The sequence below is a fragment of the Massilia endophytica genome, assembly GCF_021165955.1.
Classification (GTDB): domain Bacteria; phylum Pseudomonadota; class Gammaproteobacteria; order Burkholderiales; family Burkholderiaceae_D; genus Rugamonas; species Rugamonas endophytica.
Genome location: NZ_CP088952.1, coordinates 4447803 through 4462574 on the forward strand (window position 1 = coordinate 4447803; position 14772 = coordinate 4462574).

Genomic DNA, 14772 nt, shown 5'->3' on the forward strand with positions numbered 1-14772 from the left:
GCGCTTGCGACGGCGGAAAATATTGGTTGAGCAACAAATTTGCAAAGCCGCAATTCTGCCTCAGCAGTTGCTACCAAAAGTTCACACAAAGTCACATGGCAAATAAATATTATCTCGATACAACACTTTCAGCGCTCCGCGCGCGGGTTGACAGCCGCAGCGGAAGCGAACGGATTGACTATCAAATGAGAAGTAAGGCGGCATTCAGACGCCGCTTCAATGGCAGGCTCTAACTGCCGCCCAACGCCAGCAGTACCTGGCCCTTGAGGGCGCGGATCAGCGAGGCTTCGTCCGGCGGCACGCCTTCGGGAGCGGGCACGCTGCGGTCGGCGTAGAAGAGGCCCAGGCGCTTGCCGTCCACGACCAGCGGCAGCACGATGAAGCTGCGCGCGTCCGGCAGCAGCCTGCGGTGCCAGTCGGGCAGCAGGGCCTGGATCTTGGCCGCGCTCGCGTCCGAGATCATGAGGTCGGCGTCGTTGCTCATGGCGAGGTGGAAGAGGTCTTCGCCCTCGGCGCCGAAGCAGAAGCCAATCTGGCGGCGGCCGTAGTCTTCGCCGAAGGCGATGCGGGCGCGGTACTGGCCGCTCTGCACGTCCTTCAGGCAGACCGTGGCGAAGCGGAAGCCCATGCCGCGGTACAGCGTGTCGAGCACCACGTGGATCAGCTCGTTGACCTTGGCCCTTCCCGCCACGCGCAGGGAGGTGACTTCCTGCACGCCCGCCAGCAGGCGGTCGCGCGCGTCGAAGGGTTTGCCGCTTGGGTGCGCGCCGCCTGTCTGCTGGATGCCTGTGTCCATGGTGGCCGATGCCAGCACGTCCGGCAGGCCCGGCGCTTCGGGCTCGGCGCCGGCCTGGGGCGCAAGCTGCATGCTGTCCAGCAGGCTGGCCATGCTCTTGCGCACGCTGGCGAAGAGGGTCGCCATCTGCTCCCGGCCGAGGTTCAGGGCGTCGCCGTAGCGCTGGCGCATGGCCTGCAGCTCGTCCGGCCGGGGGCCGCCCTTGCGCAGCAGGGGCCGCGCCACGTCGTTGCCGAAGGAGACCACCTGGCGCGTCCATTCATCCTTGTCGCGCGCGGGCTTGAGCGGCCCGGGCGGCAATGGCGCAAGCGAGCGCACGATCACTTCGGGGATGCGCCATTCGCGCAGGATGGCGGCCGACAGGCTGTCGTAGCTGCTGCCCAGGATGTATTGCGAGGCCTGGGCCTGCGTGTACTCGCCGCTGGCCACCAGCTGCTCGATCTCGCGGAAGCGCTCATGCTCGCGCGAGGCCACCAGCAGCGGGCCGATATTGCGGAACAGCGCGCCAATCGAAGCTTCCTCGGCCCCGGCGAAGGGCCCGCTGCGCGAGGCCTCGCGCCCCGCCAGGCTGGCGCAGAGCGAGGCTTCGAGTTCCACCCGCACGCTTTGCGCATGCTTGCTGTTGTCGAGGGTGTCCACCAGCAGCATGGCCAGCGCCGTGGTCTTCACGCTGTCGAAACCGAGCAGGGAGATGGCGCGCGAAATGGTGGTTACGGGCGTGCCGGAGGCGGTGCGGTATTGCGGCGTGTTCGCCAGGCGCAGCACGCGCTGCGTGAGCGCCACGTCGGACAGCACGTAGTAGGCAAGGCTGTTGGTGCCCTGGTCTTCGGAATCCACCAGTTCCACCACGCGCGCCACGGCGCCGCCCAGGGCGAACAGTCCCTCATCGCCCGTGAGCTTTTTCAGCAGGTTTCCCCTGACCGGCCGGGGCTCCAAATTTATTGCCATTTAACAACGACCGTTAGAATAATTACAGGCAACCATTGTAGCCCTTGCGGGATGAAAGCTGGCGTTATATTCGCCGCCTGCGCAAGGGCGCCGTGCGGCGGCCGGGACGGATGTTGTATTTGCGGAGCAGCTCTTCGTAGAGGCCGCTCAGGGCATTGAGTTTGGGATTGACGGGGTCGAGGCGGCGCACATTGGCGATCATTTCGAGGGCGGCAACGCCGAGGTGGTCTTCCCAGCCGTTGTGCTCCAGGCACTTGAGCACGGCCACGGAGGCATTGAACACCACCTGGGGATTGTCCGGCAGGCGGGCGACGGCTTCCAGCATGATCTCCACCGCGCCCTGGAAGTCGCCCGCTTTCGCGCGCTCGGCGCCGGCGGCCACCATGCGCGCCACGTCCATGCGGCTTTCCGCGGCCAGGCGCTGCGCCATCTCGCCGTGGCCCGCTTCGTCCAGCGTGTCCACGGCGCGGGCCAGGCCCTGGCTGCCGCTGACGTTGCGCATGACCTCGCGCACCACCTCTTCGGCCACCTCCTCCTTGCCTGCGCTCAAGGCGGCCAGCGCCAGCGCCATCTTCAGCTCGTTCGACACGGCCGGCGCCGTGCGCACGCCCGTGATGGCGGCGGCCACGGACTGTTCCAGGCGCTCCTTGTCGCCCGTGTAGTCGTGCAGCATGGCCGAGGCAATGGCGCTGCACACTTCGCGGTTGGGGGCGCTGAGCAGGGCCTTGTCCAGGTCGCGGATCACGGAAGCGGCCTGCAGCGGGTCGCCCTTGCGCACCAGGGTCTGCACCAGGCGGGCGTGGTCTTCGGGGTCGCGGAATTCGGAGAAGCGGGCGCGGTTGACGACCTGGCGCAGGGCCTTTTCCGCCGTGTCGATATCGCCCGATTCCAGCGCCACCTCGCCCAGGCGCCGCAGGCGGCGGATGGCGTGCGGCGACAGGGCCACGGCGTCGCTCAGCACGGCCTTGGCCTGCTCCAGCCGCCCTTCCGCTTCATGCGTGCGGGCCAGCCAGTCGTAGGCGTCGAGGAAGCGCCGGTTGTGGCTCAGCAGGTCTTCCAGCATGCCGCGCGCGTCTTCCGTATGCCCCTGCATGAAGAGCGTCTTGGCCTGGCCCAGGCGGGCCCAGTGGATGGCCTTGCTATCCCACAGCTCGGCATAGATGGGCGCCGCGCGCGAGGGCTCGCCCAGCATCAGGTAGTTCTCCGCCCGCAGGCGCATGAAGTCGGCGGCGAAGCGGCCCGCCTCCTGCTCCTGGCAGAAGTCGATGGCGGCGCGGTGGTCGCCCAGCTCCATGAGCTCGTGCACGGGCAGCAGGGCGTCGCGCTTTTCCAGTGCGCGCTCGATGCGCTCGCGCATGCTTTCGGCCGTGAAGGGCTTGAGGATGTAGTCGTTCGGCTGCAGCTCGGCCACGCCGATCACCTTGCTGAACTGGCCCTCGCCCGTCACCATGAAGAACATGGCCGAGGGCTGCATGAGGCGGTGGTGCCGCAGGTCTTCGAGGAGCTGCTGGCCGTCCTGGCCGCCGTCCAGCTCATATTCGCAAAGGATGAGGTCGTATGGCCGGGTGTTCAGCGCGCGGATGGCCTGGGTGGAATTGACCACGTCGTCGATCTTGCTCATGCCAAAGAGGCTGAGCATGTTGTGCAGGCTGTTGCGCATGCCTGCGTGGGGTTCGACGATGAGCGCGCTAAGGCTCTTGAGTTCGGTCATGGTACGAAAAGGGCCGGCGTTTCCTTCACGCTCCGAAGTCGGGGTCGCGCGCCACCACGTCGGCCAGCGCCAGCACCACTTCGGGATCGAACTGCGTACCGCTGCGCTCGCGGATATAGGCCATGACATCCGGATGCGGCCACGGGTCCTTGTAGGTGCGCTCGTGCAGCAGGGAATCGAACACGTCCACCACGGCCACGATGCGGGCCGACAGGGGAATCTCCCGCCCCTTCAGGCCGTTCGGATAGCCGCGGCCGTCAAAATGCTCGTGGTGGGCGCCGGCGATTTCCGCGCCATAGGTCAGGTAGCTGGGCCCGTCCACCATTTTGGCAGCGCGTTCCAGCACGGTGCGGCCCACGTTGGCGTGGTCCTGCATCACCGTCTTTTCCTCGGGCGTGTGGGGGCCGGGCTTGAGCAGGATGGCGTCCGGCGTCGCCACCTTGCCCACGTCGTGCAGGATGCTGGCCAGGCCGATCATGTCCAGCAGTTGCGGCGTGAGCTCGTCCTGGTAGACGCCGCGTTCCTTCATGCGCTCGGCAATGGCGGTGGACAGGCGCTGCACGCGGCGCACATGGCCGCCCACGCCGCCGTCGCGGAATTCGGCCAGGTCGGCCAGGGCCACCACGGTGGCTTCCTGCGCCTTGCGCAGCTGGCCGTAGACGTAGAGGTTGTCGAAGGCGGCGGCGATGCGCTCGCAGAACACCTCCAGCAGGTCGCGCTGGATCTGGGCCAGGGGCCAGGGCGGCGTGACGGAGATGGCGACGTCGCGCTTTTCCTGCGTATGGATGAAGAGCACGTTGGCCGGGTGTTCGAACTGGCTCTTCTTGGTGGCGAAGGCCTTGGCGATGGTGGGCCAGAGCGAGTGATCGGTGGGCATGTGCTCGCCTTCGGCCAGGGGCGAGTAGTTGCCCGTGGCGGCCACGACGGTGGTGTCGCCCGTGTCCTGCTGCATGAGGCAGAGCACGCCGTCCGCGCCCACGTCGAGAATGGCGGATACCTGGTTCAGCACGCCGGAGGCGAACTCGCGCAGGGAGTGGATCTGGTAGAGGTTGGTGGCGCCCGCCAGGATCTTGCCCAGGCCCACGCGGCTGCGTTCGAGCATGTTCAGGCTCTCGTAGGCGCGCAGGGCGGAAATGACGGTGGTGAAGAGCTTCTGGGTGGTGAGCTCGGTCTTCGCCTTGTAGTCGTTGATGTCGTACTCGATGATCACGCGCTGCTCGGGCGCCTGGCCCGGCTGGCCGGTGCGCAGCACCACGCGCACGATGGCGTTGTGCAGCTCCTCGCGGATGCGGCGCGCCAGCAGCAGGCCCGCGTCATCCGTCTCCATCACCACGTCCAGCAGCACGAGGGCGATGTCCGGCGTTTCGCTCAGGATCTTGAAGCCTTCGCGCGCGCTGTAGGCGGAGAACAGCTCCAGCTCGCGGCCCTTGAAGGAGACATTGCGCAGGGCCAGGCGGGTGACGGCGTGCACGTCCTGGTCGTCGTCCACGATCAGCACGCGCCACAGGCGCTGCTCAGGGGGCATGGAATCGCCTGGCTGCTCCTCCTCTTCCTCAAGCAGCCAATCGTCCTCGCTGCCAGCCGGTTCCGTCATACACTCTCCTCTTGCGAAGGGCACATTGTTGGTTCTCAGCATAATCAGTATTTATCATCATGACAATCAAAAACTGCTGCTACCAGAGGGCAAGTCTGGTACGCTGTTGCGACATTCTCATTCAAGGGATCGACCGCTATGCAAGAAACGCAAGTGCAAGACGCCGGCGCAGACGGCTTGGGCCGTGAGTTCCTCGCCTTCACCCTGGGCAAGGAAGAGTACGGCATCGACATCCTGAAGGTGCAGGAGATCCGCGGCTACGAGGCCGTGACGCGCATTGCCAACGCACCCGAATTCATCAAGGGCGTGATCAACCTGCGCGGCATCATCATTCCCGTGGTGGACATGCGCATCAAGTTCCGCCTGGGCGAGCCCGTCTATGACCAGTTCACGGTGGTCATCATCCTGAACATCAAGGGCCGCGTAGTGGGCATGGTGGTGGACAGCGTGTCCGACGTGACGACCCTGACGCCGGACCAGATCAAGCCCGCCCCGGAAATGGGCACGGCCTTCAGCACCGAGTACATGATCGGCCTGGGCACGGTGGGTGAAAGGATGCTGATCCTGATGGACATCGACAAGCTGATGTCCAGCGCAGAAATGGGCCTGATGGATTCCCTGGCTTAAGAAGCGTCCGCGCGGCGGCGGCCGGAGCAACTGCCCTTGCCGCTGCCCAGGTCGATGTTCTGGTAGCGGATTTCGTACTTGCCGTTGACCAGGTTGTCGACCACCAGCTTGTCGTGCGGCTGCACGAAGACATAGCGCACGTTCGAGCGCCTGTCCATGTCGTAGACCTTGATGAAGACCGGCGAGGCATTGCTGGAATTGTCCAGGGTAAGCGACATGTCCTCCCCCTTGTTCCCGACAGGATAGCCGTCCACATAGCCGGACTGGCCGGGCCATGGCTCGCCATTCGGCGCCACCAGCGTGGGCATGTCGCTCTCGCAGTCGCCGCTGGCCCCGGGCAGGATGACCTGCGACAGGGCCATGACCTTGATCGGCGCGGGACGCGAAGGGTCGGCTTCCACCGCCATGGTCTTGCCGCCCGCCCAGCCGTCGTGCGCTTCGCCCGCCTCGCGCTCCACGCGGGGATAGCTGCGGGTGGCGGCGCTCGCCGTGAGTTCGCCGCCGGGCGGCTTGCCGCCCCAGGCCGCGGCCAGCACGGTGGAGACCTGGCGCGGCTCCGTCACCGTCATCACCCCGGCCACCCAGCCTGCCGCCAGGCAGCTGCCCGCCGTGGCCCACCAGCGCCAGTTGCGCAGCATGGCCCGCGGACGGCGCACGGCGTGCACCTGTTCCGGCCAGGCCTGCACAGGCGATTCCGCCTGATGGCGGTGGGCGTCGTCGTTACGGGTGCTCTCCAGCCACTCGATCTCGAATTCTTCCTGGGCGATCCACTCGTCGTGCTCCTTGCGCCGCACCGGGTCGGACAGGGTGCCGTAGGCGGTGTTCACGATGGCCATGATGCGCGCAGCCTTCTCGTCACCGGGATTTTTGTCCGGGTGGTATTTCTGGCTGAGCGCCTTGTAGGCGGCACGCACGACCTCCTGCGGGGCGCCGCGCGACACCTTCAGGTTGTCATAGTGAGTGTGTATCTTTCCCATCGTTCCAATATTGTCAGCCGCGCGCCACGACGGGGTTGCGCGCCAGATCAATCATGATAGCCGAAGTTTCGGGAAGATTTGTGTCCGAATAGCCAGGAAAAGTGGCATTAATTCTACAAACGGTGGCTGCGGTCCGCCGCCAGCAGGGACGCGGGCAGGGACACGCCCTTCCCCACCACCAGCACCTTGAACAATTCCCCCATCTCCGCCGGGGATACCAGCTTTTGCAGGGCGTTCGCCTGGGGCAGGTAGGCCTTCACATCCGACGGGTCGGTGCGCAGCAGCAGTTCGCCGATGCCCGCCCCCAGCAGGAAGGCTGCCTGGCTCATATAGGCCAGCACCTCGGCGCCCGCATCCTGGGCCGCCAGGGCCATGGCGGTGAAGTCCACATGGGCAGTAATGTCCTGCAGGCCGGGGAAGTAGAAGGGGTCCGGGTGGGCATGGTGGCGGTAATGGCACATGAGGGTGCCCGTGTTCCGGTCCGCGAAATAGTATTCGTGGGCCGGGAAGCCGTAGTCGAGCAGGATCGCCGCCCCGGCGCGGCTGCGGGCCAGCATGGCGCCGAGGGTGGCCATGAAGCCGCAGGCCGTGGCGTGCAGCTCCGTGGTGTAGCCCTGTTCCAGCTGCTCCCCCTGCGGGATCTGGCGTTCGGCCTGCGCCTGCAGGGCGGCATCCGGGGCGCCGTCCTCGAAGGCGAAACGGCCGTCGCGGATGGTGACCATCTGTTCGCGCCAGCCGTCCGCCCGCTTCACCGCCAGCTGCACGGGCATGGCGTCCAGCACCTCGTTGCCGATCACGAGGCCATCCCAGGTATCGGGGAAGCCGTCCAGCCACTGCACCTGGGGGAACTCGCGCAGGGCTTCCTGCTGGCGGGCGCGCAGCTCGCCGGAAAGCTCCACGATGGCATAGGTTTCCAGCGCCACGCCGTTCGCCGCCAGCTCCGCGAGGATGTCGCGCGCCAGCTTGCCGGTGCCGGCGCCGAATTCCAGGATGCGCGGCCCCGTTTGAGGGATAATAGCGGCGGCCACCCGCGCCAGCGCGGCCCCGAACAGGGAAGTGAGTTCGGGCGCCGTTGTAAAATCGCCATCCTTGCCCAGTTTGGCGGCGCCGCCGCTGTAGTAGCCGAGCTGCGGCGCATACAGCGCCCGCTCCATGAAACGGGCAAAGGACATGGGACCGCGTTCGATTTCGGCGGCAATCTGCTTCTGGAGAGCGTGGGACGCGGCAAGCGCGTCGCTGGAAGGTGCTGGGAGAGACATCCCGGCATTGTAGCGAATACGCGCCTGATAGACAGACCATCGATGACAAGCACACCTCACATACCGCAAGCTGCCGGAGAGCGCGCCCCTGTTGCGCTGGTAACGGGCGCGGGCCGCCGCCTGGGCCGCGCCATCGCCCTCGGCATGGCGCGCGCAGGCTGGGATATCGCCCTGCACTACCGCAGCGCGCAGCAGGAAGCGCAGCAGGCGGCCGAAGAGATCCGCGCCCTCGGGCGGCGCGCCGTGACGCTGCATGCGGAACTGTCCGACGAAGCCATGGTGCGCGGCCTGCTGCCCGCCGCCGTGAAGGAGCTGGGCGCGGTGGACTGCGTCGTGAACAACGCCTCCCTGTTCGACTACGACGGCGCAGCGGATTTTTCCATGGCCCGCCTGGACGCCCACATGCGCTGCAACGTGGGCGCGCCACTGCTGCTGGCCCAGGCCCTGCACGCGGCCACACCGGAGGGCGGGCAGGCGGTGGTGGTGAACCTGCTGGACCAGAAGCTGTACAATCTCAATCCCGATTTTCTCTCGTACACCCTGTCGAAAGCGGCGCTGGACACGGCCACCACCATGCTGGCCCAGGCCCTCGCGCCAAAGCTCAGGGTAGTGGGCGTGGCGCCGGGCATTACGCTGGTGTCCGGCGACCAGAGCGAGCAAGGCTTCGCCAAGGCGCACACGCGCACCCCACTGGGCCGCTCCAGCACTCCCGAGGATATCGTGCAGGCGGTGCTGTATGCCGCCACGGCGCGCGCCGTCACCGGCACCACCTTGCTGGTCGATGGCGGCCAGCACCTGCAGGCATCGCCGCGCGACGTGATGTTCCTCACCCAATAACGTAATCGAAAAGGTCTTCCACCATGCTGTCCGCCCTGCTCCACCCCCGCCTGCAAGACTGCCGCCGGCTCTTCCTGCGCGACTACGAAGTACAAATCAATATCGGCGTGCACGACTTCGAGAAGAAGGGTGAGCAGCGCGTGCTGATCAATGTGGACCTGTACATTCCGCTGGCCGTCTCCACGCCGAACGCGGACGAACTGCACGAAGTGGTGGACTACGACTTCATGCGCGAGACCATCGCGCGGCGCATGGCGCTGGGCCATGTGCACCTGCAGGAGACGCTGTGCGACGACGTGGTGAAGTCCATGCTCTCCCACCCGCTGGTGCGCGCCGCGCGCGTGTCGACCATGAAGCCCGATGTCTATCCCGACTGCGAAGGCGTGGGCGTTGAAGTATTCCGCATCAAGGACGAAGCATGAATGCCGTAATCGACAAGGCCGCCGAGAAGCAGGCCTTTGAAAACAACAAGCTGCACAAGCGCCTGTGCCGCCTGGTGGGCCAGGCCATTGGCGATTTCAACATGATCGAGGAAGGCGACAAGGTCATGGTCTGCCTCTCCGGCGGCAAGGACAGCTACGCCCTGCTCGATATCCTGATGACGCTGCGCGAGCGCGCGCCCATCAACTTCGAGATCGTGGCCGTGAACCTGGACCAGAAGCAGCCCAACTTCCCGGCCGATGTGCTGCCAGCCTACCTGGAGAAGCTGGGCGTGCCCTATCACATCGAGAACCAGGACACCTACAGCATCGTCAAGCGCCTGATCCCGGAAGGGAAGACCACCTGCTCCCTGTGCTCGCGCCTGCGCCGCGGCATCCTGTACCGCGTGGCCGACGAACTGGGCGCGACCAAGATCGCCCTGGGCCACCACCGCGACGACATCCTCGAGACCTTCTTCCTCAACATGTTCTTCGGCGGGAAGATCAAGGGCATGCCCGCCAAGCTGCAGTCGGACGACGGCAAACACGTGGTGATCCGCCCCCTGGCCTATGTGAAGGAAGAGGACACGGAGCGCTACGCGGAAGTGAAGGGCTTCCCCATCATCCCCTGCGACCTGTGCGGCTCGCAGGAGAACCTGCAGCGCAAGCAGATCAAGGCCATGCTGCGCGAATGGGAGAAGAAGCACCCGGGCCGCGTGGAGAATACCTTCTCCGCCCTCTCCACCGTGGTGCCCTCGCACCTGATGGACCGCGAGCTGTTCGGCTTTGCGGACCTGAAGGCGGACGGCGTCGCCAGCCCGCTAGGCGACATCGCGTTCGACGAGGAGCCTTGCGCCCCGCCCGCGCAGACGGTCACGCTGAACCTGCACCGCGACTAAGAAGCGTTGCACTTTTGCAACCGGCAGAGGCCGGCAAGTGGGTAACATTGTGCCTCTCGGAATTCACAATGGAGAAGTACGGTGGACCTGTCGCAGCAACGCTTCGAATCGATCATCGAGCGCATTTATGCGACGCTGGATAATGCGGACGGCTGGCGCGCCGTCCTTGAAGACATCAACGATGCCTTCGGCACGCGCGCGGTGCACATGCTTGCCTTCGACGGCAGCAACGGCGCCCTCTCCTACAGCGAGGGCGCGGACATGGCGCCGCAGATCGACATGGAATATATCCAGAAATTCCAGTTCGCCGATCCGCGCGTGCAGCTCCTGCGCGAGCAGAAGGAAAGCGAGTGGGTGCACTGCCACGAGTGGTTCGACGACGCCTTCGTCGCGAGCAGCCCCTTCTACCAGGAATTCCTGATCCCGCACGGCGCGCGCTACCTCTCCGCCTGCAAGCTCGTTCAGAACGAACGCGCCACCATCCTGCTCGCCTGGCTGTGCCGCCCGGAGGACGGCCCCCTGTCAGCCGAGGCCCTGGCTTTCGCGGAACGGCTGCGCCCTCACCTGAGCCGCGCCTGCCGCGTGGGCCTCGATCATTTCGTGTACTCGGCCCAGGCCCTGGTGGGCAACGCCCTGGTGAACAAGCTGCACCAGCCCGTGGTGCTGCTCACCATGAGCGGCGAAGTGGTGCAGGCCAACCAGGCTGCCGACAGCCTGTTCCGGCGCACGCCCCTGGTGCAGGTGTCGAACGGACGCCTCGTTCTGCCGGAACGCTACCGGGAAATGTTCGCTGCGCATTGCGCGCAGCTCGAAAACGAGGTGCGCTTCGGCAGCGCGGAGGCGCCCACGGCCAATCTCCAGTCCCTGCGCATCGAGAGCGAGAAGGGTACGGCGCCGGACATGGTCTACGCCTTCTTCTCCATGCTGCTGCCGGAACGCGTGATGGGCTCCTTCGGGCTGCGTCCCCTGGTCATGCTTTTCCTCTATCACCCGGGTTCCGCCCAGGTGATCGATTCCAGCCTGCTGACCGCGGCCTTCGGCCTCTCTCATGCCGAATGCCGCATCGCCACCATGCTGGCCGACGGCATGCAGCTGAAGACCATTGCGGACACGCTGGGCGTGCAGTACGACACCGTGCGCAAGCAGCTGCTGTCGATCTTCCAGAAGACCTCCACCAACCGCCAGCCGGAGCTGGTGCGCCTGCTGCTGCACATGCCTGCGGCAACCGTGCAGCGCGCGCAGGCGCTCAGCGCAGATTTGTAAGCGCCGTGCGCACCACGGGATAGAGCTGGAAGCGCTCGTCCCAGGAGTCGTGGCGGCGGGCGAAGAATTCCAGGCGCGCGCGGGCGCTCTTCGCAAAGGCGGGGTCGCTGTCGAGCCTTGCCTTGAAGGCGGCGGCGAGGGAGGGATCGGCCGCCAGCTGCTCGCGCGCCACCTCCTCTGCCACATACTCCTCCATGTATTCCTTGCGCTCGAAGGCGTTGTTGAACATGCCCCAGGCCAGCAGCGAATCGGCGCCGCGCGGCTCCAGCATCGTCATCACCAGGCGCGCCTTCGGCTGGGCGATCGGCACGAAGAGGGCGCCCTTGCCGAACTCGCGCTGCTCGGCCTTCCATGCGCCTTCCACCGAAATCATCTGGCGCCCTTCGAAGGAGGCTGGCGTCAGGCGCGACTTCTCGGCGCGGAAGGTCTCCACCTCGATGCGGCCGGGAGCCGACTGCAGGGTGCGGAAGCTCACGCCATGCTGCTTCAGCTTCTCGCCAACGGCGGCGGCATACGCTGCGGGCACGATGTAGCCGCCCTCCGGGGCCTTGACCTGGAAGTCCGGCACCACCTCGTCGCGCAGCGGCACGGTCCACAGCTGCGGCTTGCTCTCGTCGTAGCGCGTCCACAGGGCGCCCGAGATGTCGGACGGCGTGCGGGTGTATTCATAGCCCGCGAACCCGATCATCTGCGTCCTGTCCGTGGTGCGGTAGCTGAGCGGGAAGTCCTTGCCGGCCATGGCAGCCGAGCGCGCATCCGCCTCGCGCGCCAGCTTCGACCACTCGGCGCCATGCTGCGCCACCTGGTCCAGCAGGGACACGATGGTGTTGCGCGTGATGCGCACGCGGGTCGGGTAGTCCTTCCACGAATGGGTTTCCACCAGCATGGCGAAGCGGTTGCGCAGCTGGAAGTAGCCGGTCGAGAAGCGCGGCGTGGACATCTCGTCCACGAAGCCGGATTGCGGATCGTCGGTTTTGGCAAAGGAGATGTAGAAGTGCTTGGGGTCGGAGCCCTGCTTGCGCAGGTCGGCCATCACGTTCTCGCGCAGGGCCAGGCCCGCCGCCTTCAGCGCTTCGTCGCCGCCGTGCACCGGCTCGACCTGGATCGACACGTCCGGCTGGAACTTCGCGCCATCCGTCACGTGCAGGTCGATATAGGCCAGCGGGTCCCACTGGTTGACCAGCGCCAGCATGGCCTGCATCTCGGGCGCGTCCGCCTTCACATAGTCGCGGTTCAGGTTCAGGTTCTGGGAGGTGACGCGCCAGCCCATCTCCACCGGTCCGCGCTGGTTGGGGCGGTTCCACTTGCCGAAGCGCTCATGGCCGTCGACATTGAAGACGGGGACGAAGAGCAGCACCTGCTTGTCCAGCGCACCCGGCGCCGCCTTGCCCTCCAGCGCCTCGCGCAGGGCCAGGAAACCGGCGTCCTTGCCGTCGATCTCGCCCGCGTGAATGCCGCCCTGCACCAGCAGGACGGGCAGCTTGCGCTGCTTCGCCTGTTCCGCCGTCAGCGCGCCGGTGCGCGACACGGCCAGCGCCAGCATGGGACGCCCTTCCGGCGTGCGGCCGAATTCGAAGCAGCGCACGGCTTTCGGATACGCCTTCTGGAAGGCGGCGCACAGCTTCACGACTTCCTCGTAGCGGCCGGTGGCCTGGAAGCCGGATTGCTCGGAAACGGTGCTCAGGACAGGCGCGGCATGGGACAGCGGCAGGGCGGACAGCAGGGCAAGCAGGAGGGCAGGACGGATCATCGGCAACGGGCTCCGGTTAGCGGTTGGAAGACGCCAGGGTCCGGATCGCGGGCCGCGGCGAAGGCCGGAGCATTATAGTCGGCTTTCTCCGGCGGGGCCGGCGCCCGGCCTTCAGTTGACGATGGAGATCTCGCTGCCCTGTTCGCGCACCGGCACCAGCAGCTCGCCTTCGCCGCCGGCGCGCATGCGGGCGCTTGCAGCAGGCGCGCAGCTGCGGCGCGTCTTGTCGAGCGCTGCGGCGAACAGGCCTTCGCGCTTGTCGCCCAGGGCGTGGCCGAAGTCGTCCGCCACACTGCAGGATGGAGCGAAGCCGTCGCTGTAGTCGCCGAAGCCCTTGTGGTTCACGCCCTGGTACTGGATGGTGAAGTAGGTGTTCTCGCAGTTCTGCGTCGGCACGAAGGCGTAAGGCTTGCCGCAGGTCTGGCCGCCCACCAGGTTCACCTCCACGTCGATGCCGCGCAGGCTGTTGATGATGGATTCGCTGGCCGAGCAGGTGCCGGGACCGGTGAGGATGCTCACGCGCTTCAGGCCCAGCGCGGGCAGCGCCTGGCCCCATGGCACGGGATTGCTTGTGTCCAGCCCCAGCGAAGTGGAGTTGAAGGGCATGGGGTCGGGCAGCGGGCTCTTGTCGTTGACCAGCGTGAGCTCGAACGTCTTGCCCTGCGTTTGCTGAGGGCCTGCGATCATGTACGCGACCTGGCTCGCCACGCTCAGCAGCCCGCCGCCGTTGTAGCGCAGGTCCAGCACCAGTTCCTTCACCTTCGCGTCGCGGAAAAGGGCGAAGGCTTCGATCAGCGGCTTTTCGGCGGGCGCGTTGTGGTTGATGAAGGTGAGATAAGCGACCTTGCCATCGGGCGTATCGATCACGCGCGCATTCTGCACCGGCGATATGCTCACGGCGGCCGATACCATGTTCACCGTGACGCGGCGGCCGTTACGCATTACCACGAAGCTGTGGCGCTCGTCCTTCTTCGGCGGGAACAGGCCCGCATTCAGTTTTGCGATGCTGTCGTTATCCGCCGTGTTCACGAAGTCCACGCCATCCACTTCCTGCAGCACGTCGCCGCGCAGCAGGCCTGCCCGCGCCGCCGCGGACCCCGGCTGCACCATGGAGATGCGCCAGGTGCGCGGCACCTTGCCGTCCGCATTGCGCATCCAGGAGATGCCGTAACCCAGTTCCGAGCCGCGCGAGAGCTCCGCCCAGCGCTCGTTCGTGTAACTGAAGTGGAAGCGGTCTTTCGGCTTGCCGGACGCCGTCAGCTGCGGGGTTTTCAGCGCGTTGAAATACGGGACAGGGGCCTGGTAATTCGCCGTGTCCAGCGTCGGCACTTCGCGATACCAGAGATAGGTGAGGCTGGTCCAGCGCCGCAGGAACTGCAACTCGTCGGCGAGCGTGCCCTGGGTCTGGCCGGACGCGGGCTTCTCGCAACGGTTGCGGTAGTGGATCACCGCATGCAGTTCCGACGGAAACTCCGGTTCGGCCGGTGGCGGATCGACAGGCGGCGGGTCGACCGGAGGCGGGTCGACAGGCGGCGGGGTGACGGGCGGCGGGTCCACCGGTGGCGGATTCACCACCGGCGGGTCGGAAGGAACGTCCCCGCCCTGCCTGGGCGGCGGCTCACCGCCGCCGCCGCAGGCGGACAGCAGTGTCACAATCGCAAGGCAGGTCCCGATCTTTTTCATGCCCGGCAT

Annotated in this window: 12 protein-coding genes; 5 read left to right on the top strand and 7 right to left on the bottom strand. The window is 66.3% G+C overall.

Translation table 11 applies throughout. The annotated features are described in order from the left end of the window. Nucleotides 1–229 precede the first annotated feature (229 nt). From LSQ66_RS20315 to LSQ66_RS20325, 3 genes are all read right to left on the bottom strand, one after another. Entirely contained in the window at nucleotides 230–1744 is a 1515-nt protein-coding gene (locus LSQ66_RS20315; RefSeq protein WP_231766980.1) for an HDOD domain-containing protein, read from the bottom strand. A 64-nt stretch (nucleotides 1745–1808) separates the two neighbouring features. After that, the gene (locus LSQ66_RS20320; protein WP_231766981.1) at nucleotides 1809–3455 is read right to left on the bottom strand and encodes a response regulator; all 1647 of its coding nucleotides are present in this window, start codon (nucleotides 3453–3455) and stop codon (nucleotides 1809–1811) included. Between the two features lie 25 nt (nucleotides 3456–3480). After that, nucleotides 3481–5049 carry a DUF3369 domain-containing protein gene (locus tag LSQ66_RS20325; protein ID WP_231766982.1) on the bottom strand — a complete coding sequence of 523 codons (1569 nt, stop codon included), beginning with the start codon at nucleotides 5047–5049 and terminating at the stop codon, nucleotides 3481–3483. Between the two features lie 153 nt (nucleotides 5050–5202). Here LSQ66_RS20325 and LSQ66_RS20330 point away from each other — a divergent pair, with 153 nt between their 5' ends. Next, complete coding sequence (locus LSQ66_RS20330) at nucleotides 5203–5676, top strand: chemotaxis protein CheW (RefSeq protein ID WP_407659541.1); 474 nt, start codon at nucleotides 5203–5205, stop codon at nucleotides 5674–5676. On the opposite strand, the gene LSQ66_RS20335 is transcribed toward LSQ66_RS20330, so the two are convergent. Then, the gene (locus LSQ66_RS20335) at nucleotides 5673–6653 is read right to left on the bottom strand and encodes a J domain-containing protein (RefSeq protein WP_231766984.1); all 981 of its coding nucleotides are present in this window, start codon (nucleotides 6651–6653) and stop codon (nucleotides 5673–5675) included. The two genes, LSQ66_RS20330 and LSQ66_RS20335, sit on opposite strands and share 4 nt — an antisense overlap. A gap of 113 nt (nucleotides 6654–6766) precedes the next feature. Next, entirely contained in the window at nucleotides 6767–7912 is a 1146-nt protein-coding gene (locus LSQ66_RS20340) for a class I SAM-dependent methyltransferase (RefSeq protein ID WP_231766985.1), read from the bottom strand. A gap of 42 nt (nucleotides 7913–7954) precedes the next feature. On the opposite strand from LSQ66_RS20340, the gene LSQ66_RS20345 reads away from it, so the two are divergent. The 4 genes from LSQ66_RS20345 to LSQ66_RS20360 all read left to right on the top strand — a co-directional run bounded on the left by LSQ66_RS20345 (nucleotide 7955) and on the right by LSQ66_RS20360 (nucleotide 11330). After that, entirely contained in the window at nucleotides 7955–8749 is a 795-nt protein-coding gene (locus LSQ66_RS20345) for an SDR family oxidoreductase (RefSeq protein WP_231766986.1), read from the top strand. Nucleotides 8750–8772: 23 nt separating this feature from the next. Next, nucleotides 8773–9171, top strand: a complete 399-nt coding sequence (locus tag LSQ66_RS20350) for a dihydroneopterin aldolase (RefSeq protein WP_231766987.1) — start codon at nucleotides 8773–8775, stop codon at nucleotides 9169–9171. Beyond that, a complete protein-coding gene (gene ttcA / locus LSQ66_RS20355; protein ID WP_231766988.1) occupies nucleotides 9168–10067 on the top strand; it encodes a tRNA 2-thiocytidine(32) synthetase TtcA in 900 nt (299 codons plus the stop codon). Before LSQ66_RS20350 ends, ttcA begins: the two co-directional genes overlap by 4 nt. An 81-nt stretch (nucleotides 10068–10148) precedes the next feature. Further along, the gene (locus LSQ66_RS20360) at nucleotides 10149–11330 is read left to right on the top strand and encodes a helix-turn-helix transcriptional regulator (protein ID WP_231766989.1); all 1182 of its coding nucleotides are present in this window, start codon (nucleotides 10149–10151) and stop codon (nucleotides 11328–11330) included. Here the strand turns inward: LSQ66_RS20360 and LSQ66_RS20365 are convergent. Continuing rightward, nucleotides 11314–13080 (bottom strand): M14 family metallopeptidase, encoded by a 1767-nt coding sequence (locus LSQ66_RS20365; RefSeq protein WP_231766990.1) that lies wholly within the window; start codon nucleotides 13078–13080, stop codon nucleotides 11314–11316. The genes LSQ66_RS20360 and LSQ66_RS20365 overlap by 17 nt on opposite strands. 111 nt (nucleotides 13081–13191) lie before the next feature. Then, nucleotides 13192–14763 (bottom strand): S41 family peptidase, encoded by a 1572-nt coding sequence (locus LSQ66_RS20370; RefSeq protein WP_231766991.1) that lies wholly within the window; start codon nucleotides 14761–14763, stop codon nucleotides 13192–13194. Nucleotides 14764–14772: the final 9 nt, after the last annotated feature.

What these genes read in the sequence shown, in the direction of transcription:
- LSQ66_RS20325 (WP_231766982.1), bottom strand. Translation starts at nt 5,049, where the DNA reads ATGACGGAACCGGCTGGCAGCGAGGACGATTGGCTGCTTGAGGAAGAG.
- LSQ66_RS20320 (WP_231766981.1), bottom strand. Translation starts at nt 3,455, where the DNA reads ATGACCGAACTCAAGAGCCTTAGCGCGCTCATCGTCGAACCCCACGCA.
- LSQ66_RS20335 (WP_231766984.1), bottom strand. Translation starts at nt 6,653, where the DNA reads ATGGGAAAGATACACACTCACTATGACAACCTGAAGGTGTCGCGCGGC.
- LSQ66_RS20345 (WP_231766986.1), top strand. Translation starts at nt 7,955, where the DNA reads ATGACAAGCACACCTCACATACCGCAAGCTGCCGGAGAGCGCGCCCCT.
- LSQ66_RS20350 (WP_231766987.1), top strand. Translation starts at nt 8,773, where the DNA reads ATGCTGTCCGCCCTGCTCCACCCCCGCCTGCAAGACTGCCGCCGGCTC.
- LSQ66_RS20315 (WP_231766980.1), bottom strand. Translation starts at nt 1,744, where the DNA reads ATGGCAATAAATTTGGAGCCCCGGCCGGTCAGGGGAAACCTGCTGAAA.
- LSQ66_RS20370 (WP_231766991.1), bottom strand. Translation starts at nt 14,763, where the DNA reads ATGAAAAAGATCGGGACCTGCCTTGCGATTGTGACACTGCTGTCCGCC.
- ttcA (WP_231766988.1), top strand. Translation starts at nt 9,168, where the DNA reads ATGAATGCCGTAATCGACAAGGCCGCCGAGAAGCAGGCCTTTGAAAAC.
- LSQ66_RS20340 (WP_231766985.1), bottom strand. Translation starts at nt 7,912, where the DNA reads ATGTCTCTCCCAGCACCTTCCAGCGACGCGCTTGCCGCGTCCCACGCT.
- LSQ66_RS20365 (WP_231766990.1), bottom strand. Translation starts at nt 13,080, where the DNA reads ATGATCCGTCCTGCCCTCCTGCTTGCCCTGCTGTCCGCCCTGCCGCTG.